This window comes from Armatimonadota bacterium, from assembly GCA_016869025.1.
Taxonomy (GTDB): Bacteria; Sysuimicrobiota; Sysuimicrobiia; order Sysuimicrobiales; family Humicultoraceae; genus VGFA01.
In genome coordinates this window covers 1-14,107 of the sequence record VGFA01000001.1, presented here as the reverse complement: position 1 = coordinate 14,107, position 14,107 = coordinate 1, and the positions used below count along the sequence as shown (strand labels likewise).

Genomic DNA, 14,107 nt, shown 5'->3' with positions numbered 1-14,107 from the left:
GTCCTGCGATACCTCAGCTTACAACATCAGCGCAACAACCGTCGCGCCGTCGCCGCCCTCTCCACGGTCGCCCAGGCGGAACTGCCGCACGTGCGGGTGCCCGCGCAGGAACTCGTGCAAAGCCCGCCGCAGCGCACCCGTGCCCTTGCCGTGAATCACGGTCACCTGAGGCAACCGCGCGCGCACCGCGTCGTCCAGGTAGCGATCCACAACCAGCAGGGCCTCGTCCACGGTCTGTCCGCGCACGCTGAGCGACGTCGTCACGGCAGGCCGCGCGGGTGCCTCGGCGCGCCCGGCGGACCGCGCAGGGATGGGGGGCGCGCCGTGAACTGCCGGGGCCTCGTACAGCGCATCCAGGGGGACGCGCGTGCGCAGGGTGCCGGCCTCCACCTCCACCTGGCCGTGGGCATCGGGGCCGGACACGACGGTGCCGGTCCTGCCCAGTGGTGTCACGTAGACCGCCTTGCCTGCGTGCACGCGCTCAACCTGCGGGCCCGGAGGCGATGCGGGCTCCGTGGCGGGTAACGCCTCCACGGCCTCCCTCAGGTGCGACCGCGCCCGTCGCACCGCGTCCTCGGTACGCGCGGCGCGCACCTCTGCCATCACCGCGTCCAGCCGCCTGCGCGTCTCCGTGATAATCGCATCGCTGGTCTGCCTGGCCTCTGCCAGAAGGCGCCGGCGCTCGCGCCGAACACGCTCGGCCTCCTCGACCATCTGGTGCTCGGCCTCCTGTGCAGCCGCCCTGGCCAGCGCGGCCTCGGCCCTGTCCCTCTCTGCGGCCTGCCTGTCGCGCGTCAGGTCGTCCAGCACCTGCTCGATGGCCACGTGCTCTGGCGCCAGGTGGGATCTGGCCTCCGCCACGACCTCCGGGTCAAGACCCAGCCGTTCCGCGATGACCAGCGCGTTGCTGCGGCCCGGAAGCCCAATCCGAAGCCGAAACGTTGGCTGCAGCGTTTCAACGTCAAACTCCACGGACGCGTTCTCGATGCCGGCTTCCACAGAGGCCAGCATCTTCAGCTCGTTGTAGTGGGTGGTTACCACTGTGTGCAGCCCGCGGCGGTGTAGTTCCTGGATGATGGCCCGGGCAAGAACCACGCCCTCGGTGGGATCGGTTCCGGCGCCGATCTCGTCGAGCAGGACAAGCCCGGGCGGCCTCGCGTTTCTCAGGATCTGAACTATGGCGCTCATGTGCGATGAGAAGGTGGACAGGCTCTGCTCGATGGACTGCTCGTCGCCGATGTCCGCGTGCACCTGGTCGAAACGGGCGACGGTGCTGCCGTCCGCGGCCGGGATGAACAGCCCTGCCTGCGCCATCAGGGCCAGCAGGCCGATGGTCTTCAGGGCTACCGTCTTGCCCCCGGTGTTGGGACCGGTCACGACCAATGTGGTGAACTCGCCTCCGAGCACGATGTCCACCGGAACGACCCCGGCATCCCCCCGGGCCAGGGCCAGCAGCGGGTGGCGCGCGCCGTGCACCCGCATGGTGCCGTCCTCGCACACCTGCGGCGCGGTGGCCCGCAGGCGCGCTGCCAGCGCGGCCTTGGCTGAGGCCAGATCCAGATCGCCCAGGATCTCCCCGTTGGTGCACAACGCTCCGGAGTGTTCACCAACCATACCCGACAGCCTGCGCAGGATCTGAAGAATCTCCTCGCGCTCCGCGGCATCCAGCTCACGCCGCCTGTTGCCCAACGGGACCAGTGCCAGCGGCTCCATGAAGAGCGTGGCCCCGCTTGCGCTCGCGTCGTGCACAATACCCGGGAACTGTGCGCGATGCTCGGCCCGCACGGGTAGAACGAACCGATCACCCCGTACGGTTACAAGCGACTCCTGCAGGTAGCGCGCGACCGCCGAATCGTGAAGCATCCTCTCCAGCGACTCGCGCAGACGTCGCTCCACTGCCTGGTGCTCGTCGCGGATCCGGCGCAGATCAGGCGAGGCCGTGCTCAGAACGCGACCCTGGCCGTCCAGGGCCCGGCCGATCTCCGTCTCCAACTCCGGCAGCGCGGTCAGACGGTCGGCCAGCGCTGCCAGACGCGGGGCCAGGGCGCGACGGGAGCGCAGGTGGGATTGGACGCGCCGGGTGACCTCCAGGGTCTGCGCCACGTCGAGCAGTTCCAGGGGATCGAGCATTCCGCCCGATGCCGCCCTGGTGGCCAGCGGCCGGATGTCGCGCGCCCCCCGCACCTGGATCTCGGACTCCGCGGCTACGGCCACCGCCTCCGCGGTAACCTCCAGCGCCGCGCGTACCGCCTCGCAGTCGCACTCCGGCAGCAGGCGCAGCGCCAGCTCGCGCCCCATGGGCGTCACGGTGCCCTCGGCCAGCGCCGCGAGGATCTTGGGGAACTCGAGCACTCGAAGGGTGCGCCCGTCGGCGGGCAAGCCCCTCACCTGGACACCATGCCGGGCCGTGCCCCGCCGGACCGTGCCCCGCCGGACCGCGCTGCCTTCACGGGTTCGTTGCCACCCAGCGCGGAGAGAATCGCGGGCGCGACATCGGTGATCGTGCGGACATCCCGGAAGGCGCCGCTCTGGGAGCCGATGGCCAGGACAGGCACGGGGTACCTGGTGTGCGCGCTCGTGCGGCAGTCTTCGATGTTGCCGTGATCGCTGGTTACGAGAAGGGTCGTCCGGGCGTCGAGTCGCTCGATGATGCCGGCCAGCAGTTCGTCCATCATGCCGATCACGGCATCCGGGGAAAGGGCTGTGCGTCCGTGTGCCGCAAGGTCCGTCAGAAAGAACTCGAAGAAGGTCAGGTCCGCGTCCGCGGCGATCTCGCTCAGACGGTGACCGGCCAGCCGCGGGGTCAGCGCCTGGACGTCGTGCCCCCACCTGCGCAGTCGGAGGTTGACAAGGTCGTGGAAGACCGCGCGCCCGGAGCGCAGATCGTCAATCGAGCGCAGCCGGACTCCCGCGGCCTGCGCAGCGTACGTGACCGCCGCCACCCTGAGTCGCCGGAGCGCCACCGCGGAGAAATACTCCGGGCTGTATGTGTTCGCCAGTACCACGCGCAGGCCGCGCCGTCGCGCCCGGGCAAAGATGCTATGCTCCGAGAGCAGATCCCGCAACTCCGCGGTAGGGTACGTGCTCACGTGCCGGCCGGCGATCGCCGGCGCGTTGCATCCGGTGAGCAGCGCGGTCTGTCCGGTCGCGCTCTGCGGCAGTCCAGCGACGCCCAGGGTTGCGTCCGCGGACAGCAGCAGCACCCCCGGGCGGCTGACCGTCTCCTGGGCAACCATCGGGCCGCCGAGCAGCCGGCGCAGCGTTGGTGTCGCCGTCTTCGCGAACGGGTTGATCGCGGGATCGGGCTCGCCGAGGCCGACGCCGTCCAGAAACAGGACCAGGATTGACACCTCTTCATTATAGACGAGAGGGAAACCGCCGCGAGAGCGCGGGGTGGCCGTCCAGTCCGAACCGCCACGCGCGGTCCGTGGCCGCGCTGACCCCGATACGCGGACCGACGGCAACGGCGACGCGGCGGCGACCGCCATGGGCCAGGTAGAGCGGCGGTGCGGTGAGATCGGCCCCGTTGTGCTCCAAGCCGACCGCCATCGCAACGGTCAGGCGGCCGGGGCCTGGAGCAGCGGGCTCGACAGCCCGCAGGAGCACTGCCCCTGGCCGTCCCTCGGGCTCGGTGACAACGTTCAGGCAGGCGTGCAGCCCAAACGCGCGGTAGACGTAGGCGATCCCGGGCCGGCCAAACATGATCGCGCTGCGCGGGGTTTGCCTGAAGGCATGGCTGGCAGGATCGTCCGCCCCCCGGTAGGCCTCGGTCTCCACGATGCGGCCCACGAGCACTCCGGACGGCGTCTCGTGGACAAGCAGATGGCCCAGCAGGGCGCGGGCGACGGCCACCGTGTGCCGTGCGAAGAAACTGCGCGGAAGTGGTCGGAACTGCCTCATCTCACGGGCTGCGCCGCTGGCGGACCCCCCGGCGCCCGAGCACATCGCGCAGCGACGCAAGCGGCAACGTGTTGATGACATCCTTTGCCTCGACCCAGCCGCGCCGGGCGGTTCCCACCCCAAGCGGCATGTAGCGCAACTGTGCGCACGAGTGCGCATCGGTGCCGATCGCCAGGCGCGCCCCCCGCTCCCTGGCCAGGCGGACGTCGGTGTCCTTGAGGTCCAGGCGCTCGGGCGCGGCGTTGATCTCGAGAGCAGTACCGGTTCGGGCCGCGGCATCCACCACCGCCTCGATATCCACCTCGTAGGGGTCACGCGCGCCGAGCAGCCGGCCGGTGGGGTGGCCCAGGATGTCCACGTGCTCGCTCTCCATCGCCCGCACTATGCGCAACGTCATGGCATCACGGCTCATTCGGAAGCGGGTGTGCACCGATGCGATCACCAGGTCGAGGTCGGCCAGCAGGTCGTCGGGGTAGTCCAGGGTGCCATCGGCGGTGATGTCGCACTCGGTGCCGATGAGCACGGCGATCCCCATACCGTCGGAGAGAGAACGGACCTGCCGGATGTGGTCACGCAGGTCCACGGCCGCCACTCCTCGCGCGACCTTGAGCGACTGCGAGTGATCGGTGATGCAGACGTACTCGTATCCCATCGCCACTGCGGCGGCGGCGATCTGCTCGACGGTATCGGCGCCGTCGCTCCACGACGTGTGCGCGTGAACCTCGCCGCGGATGTCCTCAACCTCGATCAACCGGGGTAGCCGGCCTGCCTCCGCCGCCTCGATCTCGCCCTTGTCCTCCCGGAGTTCGGGTGGTATCCAGACCAGGCCCAGGGCACGGTAGATGCCGGCTTCTGTGCGACCGGCCACGCGGCGGTCGTGACCGCCGCGACCGCCCCCGGACCGCCACAGGCCGTACTCGTTGAGCTTCAACCCGGCGCGGGCAGCCCTCTCGCGCAGGGCGATGTTGTGCTCCTTGCTCCCGGTGAAGTACTGCAGTGCCGCACCATACGCGACGGGCTCCACAACGCGCAGGTCGGCCTGCAGCCCGGCGTCCAGCACCACCGACGACCGCGTGGAGCCCCGGGATAGGACCTCGCTCACTTCGGGCGACGTGGTGAAGGCCTCCATCACCCGCGCGGGCGCCCGGCTGGTCACCAGGATGTCCAGGTCGCCCACGGTCTCTCTCATGCGGCGGATGCTGCCAGCGGCGCTGATCTGTCTTACCCCCGCGACCGCCCGCAGCCGCTCGACCAGCGCCTCTGCCACGGGCAGGGCAAAGCCCAGGGGCCGGCGCCCGGCCTGGCGGCGCACCATCGCGATGCCGCGCAGTATGGCCTCCTCGGTCCGCTGACCCATGCGCGGCAGCTCGCGGATGCGGCCAGCGGCGGCCGCGGCCTCCAGTTCGTCCAGCGTCGAGATGCCCAGATGCTCGTGCAGCAGCAGCGCGGTCTTGGGCCCGACCTCGGGCACGGTCATCAGGGTGGCAAGCCCAGGCGGGAGCGATGCGGCCAGTTCTTCGTAGGCGTGCATCGCGCCGGTTGCCAGGAACTCGACGATCTTCTCCGCCAGGGCCTTGCCTATGCCGGGGATCTCGGTAAGGCCTCCGCGGGCGGCGACCGTGGCGACATCCTCTGAGAGCCCTTCCATGGCTCGGGCTGCCCGGCGGTAGGCGTTGATGCGGAAGACCGATTCGCCCCCTATCTCGAGCAGATCGGCTATCAGCGCAAACCGTTGTGCGACCGCCCGGTTCTGCAACACGTGGGGCTCGTCAGAACTTGTGGTCCGGGCCGACCGGCGGGAAAGGGATCGGGCTGATCCGTTGAAGGTGGGTGATGGCGCCTCGCTGAGCCACCGCCACGTACCGCACGATAGGCGACCGCTCGACGTCCTGAGCGATCGTGTCGGACAGAGGTGAAGCCAGCAGGATTCCCACCCCGGCCATGGCCGCGACCAGGGCCTTGAGAGCGCCGGTGAGAATCCCCAGGACTTGGGCGGGCAGGCCGGGTCGCTTTCCGCCCGGGAGGATGCTGATCAGCACGGCCAGCAGCGTGTACGCGACCAGGAAGGCCAGGACGAACCCAACGGTCCGCCCCCATTCCAGGGGCAGGGGGCTCCCTCTCGTGATGCGCTCGCCCAGGGCCGGGAAGGTGATCGCCGCGGCCGCGTAGGCAACCACCAGCGCCACCCCGCCCAGCAGGGATGCGACGCCGCCCTTGAACACTCCCTGCACGACGAACCCGATCAGCATCACCACCGCGATCCAGTCAAGCCACGTCACACCGACCACCTCCAGGACGCCCGCTCATCAGAGACAATGCCCCACATGCCGTCCCGGCATACCTATGCGCGGACCGCAACCGGCAGGCGCGCGGCCACGGCCGTGCATATCTCCAGCATCAGGCCCTCGATCTCCTCGCCGGTGAGGGTGCGGTCCGGAGCGCGAAACGTCAGTGTGTAGGCCAGGTTGCGCGTCCCCTGAGCGAGCGGCGGGCCTGCGTAGGCGTCGAACAACTCCGCCGACTCCAGCAGTGCGCCGCCGGCCTCGACCAGCGCTCCTTGCACCGCCGCGTGGGGCAGATCCAGCGGTGCCACCAGGGCAACGTCGCGCACCACGGCCGGATACCGCGGCATGTCCGCGAATCTGGGCTGAAGTACGGCGTGGCCGAGCAGTGCATCCAGATCCATCTCGCTCACGCAGGTGCGGCCTGGAATATCAAGACGGGCGGCAACCTGTGGATGCAGCTCTCCCATCACCCCAACCTCTGCGCCGCCGACGCTGACGCGTCCACACCGCGCCGGGTGCATCCACGCAGGACCGCCGGCCTCCACCACGAGCGGTCCTGCTCGCAGCTCGGCCGAGAGGGTCTCCAGCACGCCCTTCAGGTGCAGCAGCGTGGCATCGCGCAGGTCTCGGGCGTCTTCCCAGAACCCGGCCAGCCACGCCCCATGCAACGCTATCGCAAGTGCGCGCCGCTCCCTCACCGCGCCGCCTTCAGCCCGGAATGTCCGGCCGATCTCAAACAGGTGGATCGCTCCCCGCCGCCGCGCGACATTGATCCGCACCGCCTCCAGCAGCCCTGGAAGAAGGGCGGACCGCAGATGGGTGTGGTCGGCAGTGAGCGGATTGGAGATGGGCACGGCCAGGCGCCACGGATCGTCCTCCCCGACCCCCAGACGGTCCAGCACGCGCGGATGGATGAGCGACAGCGTCATCGCCTCGGTCAGGCCGGCACGCACGAGCGCGTCGCGCGCCGCGCCCTCGGCCTCCAGCGTGACAGGGCGGCGTCCCTGCTGCATGACCTCGCGCGGCATCGCCTCTGGAATCCGGTCGTAGCCGTGGTGGCGGGCCACTTCCTCGACGAGGTCTTCCTCGCGCTCCAGATCCCTTCGGCCTACCGGGGGCACGGCGATTACCGAATCCCCCTCCCGGCGCGCATCCAGCCCGAGCCGGGCAAGAACGGCCACGACCTCACCAGGCGGTATCTCCACGCCCAGTACGCGCTCCAGGCGCGGAAGCCGCAGCCTGATCACCGGCCTGGGCACCGGCGCCGGATAGGCATCCACCCCAGAGCGCAGGACCCGTCCCCCTGAGAGGTCGGCAATGATCCCGGCGGCCCGGCGCGCTGCGCGGGCAACCCCTTCAGGATCCACCCCGCGCTCAAACCGTGCGCTGGCCTCGGTGCGTAGGCCAATGCGACGGCTCGTGCGGCGCACGCTGGAGGGCGCAAACGACGCTGCTTCCAGCAGCACGGTGCGGGTCGCAGGCCCGATCTCAGTCTCGGCGCCGCCCATGATGCCGGCCAGGGCCACGGGGCGGCTGGCGTCCGCGATCACGAGCATCGCGGGATCGAGGGTGCGTCCCACTCCGTCCAGCGTGACGAGATACTCGCCGGCAGCGGCCGGTCGCACGATGATGCGGCGTCCGCGCAGGGCGTCGAGGTCAAACGCGTGCAGGGGTTGTCCCCACTCCAGCATCACGTAGTTCGTGGCGTCCACCACCGCGTTCACGGGCCGGATCCCGGCCGCCTCCAGCCTGGCAGCGATGGCAGGCGGCGAGGCACCAATCGTGACACCCGTGATCACGTGGGCCACATAGCGCGGGCACAGCGACGCGTCCGCGATCTCCACCGCCGCCACGGAGGAGGCGGGCGGGTCAACCTCGTTGAGATCGTCTGCCGGCAGACGGACATCGCAGCCGCGCCACGCCGCCAGCTCGCGGGCAATGCCGATCATGCTCAGCAGGTCCGGCCGGTTGGAGGCAATCTCGAGATCCAGCACCTGGTCTACGCCGGTGCGCTCGACTCCCTCTACGCCGATGCCCAGCATGGGCAGGACCTCGGCCAGTGCCTCGGCGGGCTCGGGCAACTCAACGTACTCTCTCAGCCACGACAGCGGGGCGCGCATCTAGAACTGCTCCAGCAATCTGAGATCGTTCTCCCACAGCAGGCGGATGTCGGGGATCCCGTAGCGCACCATGGCCGGCCGATCAACCCCTAGGCCGAATGCAAAGGCCGTGTACCTCTCTGGATCAATCCCGGCCATCTCCAGCACCCTGGGGTGGAACATGCCAAACCCACCCAGCTCCAGCCACCGTCCCTCGAACGACACCGCCAGTTCGGCGCTGGGTTCGGTGAAGGGGAAGTAGCTCGGCTGGAAGCGCGTCCTGGTCTGGGGCCCGAACATCTCGCGCGCAAACGTGGCCAGTACGCCCTTCACGTTCGCAAACGTGATGTTCTCACCGACCATGAACCCGTCCACCTGATGGAACACCGGCATGTGGGTAGCGTCCACCGGGTCCCGGCGATAGCACCTTCCGCTGGTGACGATGCGCAGCGGCGGGGTCCGTCCTGCCATCACCCTCGCGTCCACGACCGTGGCGTGCGTGCGCAGCAACAGCTCGTCGCCGAGATAGAAGGTATCCTGGGTGTCGCGGGCCGGGTGGTCGCGCGGCATGTTGAGCCGCCCGAAGTTGAACTCATCGGTTTCTACTTCTGTTCCCTCGACCACCTCGAACCCGAGCCCGACGAAGATCCGCTCGACCTCATCGAGCGTGCGCCGCAGCACGTGCCGGCGGCCAAGCGGCCCGCGCCGGCCGGGCAGCGATACGTCAATCCGCTCTGCTGCCAAGCGTTCTGTCTCCCGTGTGGTGGCGAGCTCGGCCGCGCGAGCATCGAACGCCAACAGCAACGTCTCCCGCGCGCTGTTGAGGCGCGCGCCGCGTGACGCGCGCTCGGGTCCGCTCAGGGCAGGGAGGCCCTTCAGGAGCGCGGCGATCTCGCCCCGGCGTCCCAACACGCGGTGGCGCATGGCCTCCAGCGCGTCGGGGTCGGTCACCCCTCCGAGCGCCTTGATCGTCCGGGTCACGAGCCGGTCAACATCATCAGGCATGCGGCCCCTCCTGTGGAATGCCAAGGCGCCTCCGCCTCCAGGGGCGAAAGCGCCTCGCTTCCGCGATACCACCCTCATCGGCCGGGCGCGCGTGGCGGCCCGGTCCCTCTTGCCCGGATAACGGCGGGTCTCCGGCCGGGTCTAGTGACGCCGTTGCGCTTTCAACCCGGCGGCTCAGGAGCGAACTTCCCGACGGCACGTGCTCGAAGGGGCTTGCAGTCCAGGGCCCCCCTCCCTATCCCCGTGCGACTCTGGGCCGCACGGGTGATCGAGCCGACCCTGCGGTACTCCTCTCCTTCATCGCCTGCGGCCTGCCTGGCGATAGGCCCGGAGAAACGATCCTGAAACCCGCGCCAGATCAGGGTTCCAGCCACTGCCGCGCGATTGCCGTGAGTATAGCACAGGCGAAAAGCGACTGACAAGCACGCGAGAGTCCGATCACGGACTCGCCGACGAGACCCCGCGCCTGCGCACGACCTCGTACAGGAGCACGCCGGCCGCCACCGCGGCGTTGAGCGACTCGACCTGCCCCAGCAGCGGGATGCGGACGCGCGTCCCAACATCGAACCACGCGGCATCAGGCCCGGCGGACTCGTTCCCAACGACGATCGCCAGGGGTGGATCAACGGGCGCAGTCGCGTAGTCCAGGTCTCCTCGAGCGTCGGCCACGATCACGCGGACACCGTGTGCGACGAGCGCTGCCCGCAGCGCGGGACCGTCGAGTCCAAGCACGGGTATCCTGAAAGCCGCTCCCATGGTGGCGCGTATCACCTTGGGCTGGAACGGATCAGCGGTGCCCTCGGTCACCGCGACCGCGGAAGCGCCGGAGGCGGCCGCGGTTCGTACCATGGTGCCGAGGTTTCCGGGATCCTGGATACCGTCGGCCACGAGCAGCAGGAGCCCGGACGAGTCCAGAATCGAGGCGTCCGGCGGGGATGGACGCCGGGCCAGTGCCACGACCCCCTGGGATGTCGCCACGCGGCTGGCGGCCTGCACGACGCGCAGGGTGGCCTGGCAGACGCGAGCGCCGGCGTCCCTGAGGCGCGCGCTCAGCGGCGAGCCGGCGGGGTCTGCCTCATCGCCGGCGATCAGGACCGCCTCAATGAAGATGCCGGCATCGAGGGCTTCCTGGACCAGGCGCGGCCCATCCAGCACGATCCGCTGCTCTGGGTCGCGGCGCGGATGCTCACCCGCCCTCCGCATCGCCTGTACCAGGGGGTGGCGCGTGGAGGTTATCACGTCGCCAGCTGGCTAGAGCGAGGTCTCCAGCCTGTTGAGCTGCCGGTTCTCCCCTACCACGACCAGCACGTCCCCGGTCTGAAGAACGGTCTCCGGGTCGGGGGAGATCAGCAGCTGGCTGTCCCGGCGTATCAACAGCACGCTTACGCCGAAACGGGCCTTGAGATCCATCCGCCCAAGCGTCTGGCCGACCAAACGGTCGGGTACGCTGAGCTCCTCGATTGAGAACGTGGGAGAGATCTCAAGGTAGTCCAGTACCCCCGGTGCCGAGAGAGTGTGGGCGATGCGCACTCCCATGTCGCGCTCAGGGTGGACGACCACGTCCGCGCCTATGCGCTCGAGCACTTTGCCCTGCAGGTCGTTGGAGGCCTTTGCCACGATCTTCTTGCAACCGAGTTCCTTCAGGATCAGCGTGGTCAGGATGCTCTCCTGCATGGCTGCGCCGATGGCCACGACCACCGCGTCCATGTTTGCAATCCCAACGCCCCGGAGCGCCTCGGCGTCCGTTGAATCCAACTGCACCGCATGCGTCACGTCATCGGCCACGTGCCGGAGCGAGTCCTCGCTCTGGTCTATCGCGAGCACCCTGTGTCCGAGCTGGTGCAGCGTCGCCGCTACGCTCCGGCCGAACCGCCCGATCCCAATCACCGCGAATTCGCTCATCGTAGTCTCCACCCGCCCGGATGATCCGCCCGTGGCGCCGGGCTCGCGCCGCTATCCAATGTACAGCCTCTCCTCGGGATGGCGCACCCTGGCCGGCCGGTGCCGCCGGGTCAGCCCAAACGCGACTGTCAGCAACCCGACGCGGCCGCTGAACACGGTCAGCATCACGATAACCCTACCCCACGGCGAGAGGTGCGGCGTCAACCCGGTGCTCAGCCCCACGGTTCCGAAACCCGATGTGATCTCGAACAGCGCCGGAAGAAACTCCACCCGCTCAACTGCGGCAAGCATGACCGACATTGCGAACACGAAGGCCAGCGACACAAAGGCTATGGTCAGGGCCTTGTTGACATTCTGGACCATTATCCGGCGTCCGAACAGCACCGGCTCCCCGGTTCCCCGGATGCTGCTCAGGATCACCGCCAGAGGCGCCATAAACGTTGTCGTCTTGATGCCCCCGCCCGTACCGCCGGGGGAGGCGCCGATGAACATGAGCGAGGCAACGAACACTAGCGTCGGCTCGGCCAGAGATCTAACCTCAATGGTGGAAAAGCCCCCGGTCCTGGGCGTCACCGCGTGGAAGAGGGCCGCGAGCAGCCGCTCGGGAACCGGCAGGGCTCCCAGCGTCTTGGGGTTCGCAAACTCAAACAGCGCGATCAACGCCGTCCCGATGCCTATCAGCATTCCAGTGGCCAACAGCACGGTCTTCGAGTGAAGCGTCAGGCGCCGCGAGCGCAGGTCGAACAGCACCGAGAACCCGAGGCCGCCGAGGATGATGAGCCCGGCGATGATCAGCGAAACCACCGGGTCGCCGGCGTATGCGGTCAGGCTCCTGAAGCCACCCATCAGGTCAAACCCGGCGTTGTTGAACGCCGAAATGCTGTGGAACACGCCCAGATACAGCGCGCGTCCAAACGGCTCCTCCCCCATCCAGCGCAAGGTCAGGATCGCGGCTCCGGATGCTTCGACGATCAGGGCCATCAGAATGAGGCGCCGCGTGAACCGCACCACGCCCCCGAGGTCATACAGGTTGTGGGCCTCGGTGAGGATGATCCGCTCCCGAAGCCCGATTCGCCACCCAAGGACAAGGGCAAGAAGCGCCCACGAGGTCATGTACCCGAATCCCCCGAGCTGTATCAGCACCAGGATCACCAGCTCGCCAAAGAACGAATAGTGATCCGCGGTGTCCACGACCGTCAGGCCGGTGACGCACGTCGCCGACGTGGCCGTGAACAGCGCGGTGAGAAAGGGCGTGGGCCGACCCGACTCGGAGGCGGCCGGCAGGCTGAGCAGCATCGCTCCGGCCAGAATGATCGTTATGAAGCCGACGATGATGGTCTGGGATGGGCTCAGGGTCAGCCGTCCTGACCAGGACTGCCGAACCAGCGCTAACTGGCGAACCATTTGCGGAGTCGGCGTCCTCGCCACGCCCATCCCTGGCACTGCGCAGAGCCGCCGGCGACCTGCAACCGGCGGCTAGGACTCCAGGTGAACCTTGGCGCGCGCGACCAGCGCGTCAAAGGCCGCTCGATCTTTCACGGCCAGGTCGGCCAGGACCTTGCGGTTCACGCTCACGCCCGCCTTGCGCAGGCCGCTGATCAACCGGCTGTACGGAACGCCGCTCCCGCGCGCGGCGGCGTTGATGCGCGTGACCCACAACCGCCGGAACTGCCGCTTGCGGAGGCGCCGGGCCGTGAATGCCTGCGCCAGGGCGCGGGTTACATACTGTTTGGCCAGGCGGTACCATCGGCTCTGACCGCCCCGGTACCCCCGAGCCAGTCGTAGGATCTTCTTGTGGCGGCGACGTGCCGTGACGCCGCGCTTGATGCGTGCCATGACCAACCCACCTTCCGCTAGAGAACTGCCCGGCGTGCCCCCAACGCGTTATTGGCCGGGGAGCAACCGCCGCAACCGCTTTTCATCGCTGGCGTGTACCGAAACCTCCGCGCGCAGAGAGCGCCTGCGCTTGGGGCTCTTCTTGACCTTGAGATGGCCGCCGTGCTGGCGTCCCCGCGTCAGACGACCTGAACCAGTCGTTCCAATGCGCTTCGTGGCGCCCTGGTGTCGCTTTGTCTTTGCCACCGCTCCCTCTCCCGTCTCCTACCCCTTTCGGGGGGCGAGGAGCATTATCATGTTCCTGCCTTCCAGCTTGGGCATGCTCTCGACCACCCCGACCTCAGCCACCGCCAGGGCCAAACGTTGCAGCAACGCTTCCCCCACCTTGGGGTGGGCCATCTCGCGCCCGCGGAACCACATCGCGACCCGGACCTTGTCGCCGTCCTTGAGGAACTCGGTCACCCGGCGGATCTTGACCTGGAAATCGTGCTCGCCTATCTTCGGGCTCATCCGCATGCCCTTGAGATCGCCGCCGCGCGACTTCCGGTGGGCGTCCCGGTCACGCTTGCTCTGCTCGTACTTGTACCGCCCGTAGTCCATTATCTTGCACACGGGCGGGGACGCCGTGGGGGCGACCTCCACGAGGTCCAGAGTGTGCTCCTGAGCGCGCATGAGCGCCTCGCGTGTGGAAACGATCCCCAGCTGCTCGCCGCCAGGGCCGATCAATCGCACCTCTCGGACTCTTATCCGGTCGTTGATCCGCGTCTCGCGTTCGATGCTCTCTCGCCCTCCTTGACCCTCCGTGCTTGATATCGGCCTGCGGCCCGCAAAACACAAAGGGGACGGCAGGTGCCATCCCCACATTCGCGCCGCTGCCACAGCGACCCGGGTCGCATCACGGTGTCTCTCGAGCGCCCGGGTGAGAAGCGGATGGCTTCTACTTTCGGCTGTCAGATCGTGCGGAGTATAGCACGGGGGTATCAGGCCGTCAATCGCACGAAATCGAGTCGAGACTGTCAAGCCCAGGGTAGCACTTCCCTTGGCCTATGATGTTGGTGTTCGACTTGCTAGCCTCCCTTG

At 68.5% G+C, this 14,107-nt stretch carries 13 protein-coding genes; all 13 read right to left on the bottom strand.

Annotated elements, in window-relative coordinates:
* Positions 1-18: 18 nt before the first annotated feature.
* Positions 19-2,388 (bottom strand): endonuclease MutS2, encoded by a 2,370-nt coding sequence (locus FJX73_00065; protein ID MBM3469179.1) that lies wholly within the window; start codon positions 2,386-2,388, stop codon positions 19-21.
* Positions 2,385-3,488: a metalloenzyme gene (locus FJX73_00060; protein ID MBM3469178.1), complete on the bottom strand. Its 1,104-nt coding sequence runs from the start codon at positions 3,486-3,488 to the stop codon at positions 2,385-2,387. The genes FJX73_00065 and FJX73_00060 overlap by 4 nt, the downstream gene beginning before the upstream one ends.
* Entirely contained in the window at positions 3,358-3,900 is a 543-nt protein-coding gene (locus FJX73_00055) for a DNA-3-methyladenine glycosylase (protein MBM3469177.1), read from the bottom strand. Before FJX73_00055 ends, FJX73_00060 begins: the two co-directional genes overlap by 131 nt.
* 1 nt (position 3,901) lies before the next feature.
* On the bottom strand, positions 3,902-5,656 hold the full coding sequence (gene polX, locus FJX73_00050) for a DNA polymerase/3'-5' exonuclease PolX (GenBank protein ID MBM3469176.1): 1,755 nt from the start codon (positions 5,654-5,656) through the stop codon (positions 3,902-3,904).
* Between the two features lie 13 nt (positions 5,657-5,669).
* Positions 5,670-6,179 (bottom strand): hypothetical protein, encoded by a 510-nt coding sequence (locus FJX73_00045; GenBank protein ID MBM3469175.1) that lies wholly within the window; start codon positions 6,177-6,179, stop codon positions 5,670-5,672.
* Between the two features lie 62 nt (positions 6,180-6,241).
* Entirely contained in the window at positions 6,242-8,305 is a 2,064-nt protein-coding gene (locus FJX73_00040; GenBank protein ID MBM3469174.1) for a phenylalanine--tRNA ligase subunit beta, read from the bottom strand.
* Positions 8,306-9,289, bottom strand: coding sequence for a phenylalanine--tRNA ligase subunit alpha (gene pheS, locus FJX73_00035; GenBank protein MBM3469173.1), 984 nt, complete (start codon positions 9,287-9,289; stop codon positions 8,306-8,308).
* 438 nt (positions 9,290-9,727) lie between these two features.
* A complete protein-coding gene (locus FJX73_00030) occupies positions 9,728-10,492 on the bottom strand; it encodes an RNA methyltransferase (GenBank protein MBM3469172.1) in 765 nt (254 codons plus the stop codon).
* A gap of 48 nt (positions 10,493-10,540) precedes the next feature.
* Positions 10,541-11,191 carry a TrkA family potassium uptake protein gene (locus tag FJX73_00025; GenBank protein MBM3469171.1) on the bottom strand — a complete coding sequence of 217 codons (651 nt, stop codon included), beginning with the start codon at positions 11,189-11,191 and terminating at the stop codon, positions 10,541-10,543.
* A 51-nt stretch (positions 11,192-11,242) separates the two neighbouring features.
* On the bottom strand, positions 11,243-12,595 hold the full coding sequence (locus FJX73_00020; protein ID MBM3469170.1) for a Trk family potassium uptake protein: 1,353 nt from the start codon (positions 12,593-12,595) through the stop codon (positions 11,243-11,245).
* Between the two features lie 72 nt (positions 12,596-12,667).
* A complete protein-coding gene (gene rplT, locus FJX73_00015) occupies positions 12,668-13,027 on the bottom strand; it encodes a 50S ribosomal protein L20 (GenBank protein MBM3469169.1) in 360 nt (119 codons plus the stop codon).
* A 48-nt stretch (positions 13,028-13,075) separates the two neighbouring features.
* Positions 13,076-13,273 carry a 50S ribosomal protein L35 gene (gene rpmI / locus FJX73_00010; protein MBM3469168.1) on the bottom strand — a complete coding sequence of 66 codons (198 nt, stop codon included), beginning with the start codon at positions 13,271-13,273 and terminating at the stop codon, positions 13,076-13,078.
* Positions 13,274-13,291: 18 nt separating this feature from the next.
* Complete coding sequence (locus FJX73_00005; GenBank protein ID MBM3469167.1) at positions 13,292-13,891, bottom strand: translation initiation factor IF-3; 600 nt, start codon at positions 13,889-13,891, stop codon at positions 13,292-13,294.
* Positions 13,892-14,107: the final 216 nt, after the last annotated feature.

What these genes read in the sequence shown, in the direction of transcription:
- FJX73_00060 (MBM3469178.1), bottom strand. Translation starts at nt 3,488, where the DNA reads ATGGCGGTCGCCGCCGCGTCGCCGTTGCCGTCGGTCCGCGTATCGGGG.
- FJX73_00055 (MBM3469177.1), bottom strand. Translation starts at nt 3,900, where the DNA reads ATGAGGCAGTTCCGACCACTTCCGCGCAGTTTCTTCGCACGGCACACG.
- FJX73_00040 (MBM3469174.1), bottom strand. Translation starts at nt 8,305, where the DNA reads ATGCGCGCCCCGCTGTCGTGGCTGAGAGAGTACGTTGAGTTGCCCGAG.
- pheS (MBM3469173.1), bottom strand. Translation starts at nt 9,289, where the DNA reads ATGCCTGATGATGTTGACCGGCTCGTGACCCGGACGATCAAGGCGCTC.
- FJX73_00030 (MBM3469172.1), bottom strand. Translation starts at nt 10,492, where the DNA reads ATGCGGAGGGCGGGTGAGCATCCGCGCCGCGACCCAGAGCAGCGGATC.
- FJX73_00025 (MBM3469171.1), bottom strand. Translation starts at nt 11,191, where the DNA reads ATGAGCGAATTCGCGGTGATTGGGATCGGGCGGTTCGGCCGGAGCGTA.
- FJX73_00020 (MBM3469170.1), bottom strand. Translation starts at nt 12,595, where the DNA reads ATGGTTCGCCAGTTAGCGCTGGTTCGGCAGTCCTGGTCAGGACGGCTG.
- rplT (MBM3469169.1), bottom strand. Translation starts at nt 13,027, where the DNA reads ATGGCACGCATCAAGCGCGGCGTCACGGCACGTCGCCGCCACAAGAAG.
- FJX73_00005 (MBM3469167.1), bottom strand. Translation starts at nt 13,891, where the DNA reads ATGTGGGGATGGCACCTGCCGTCCCCTTTGTGTTTTGCGGGCCGCAGG.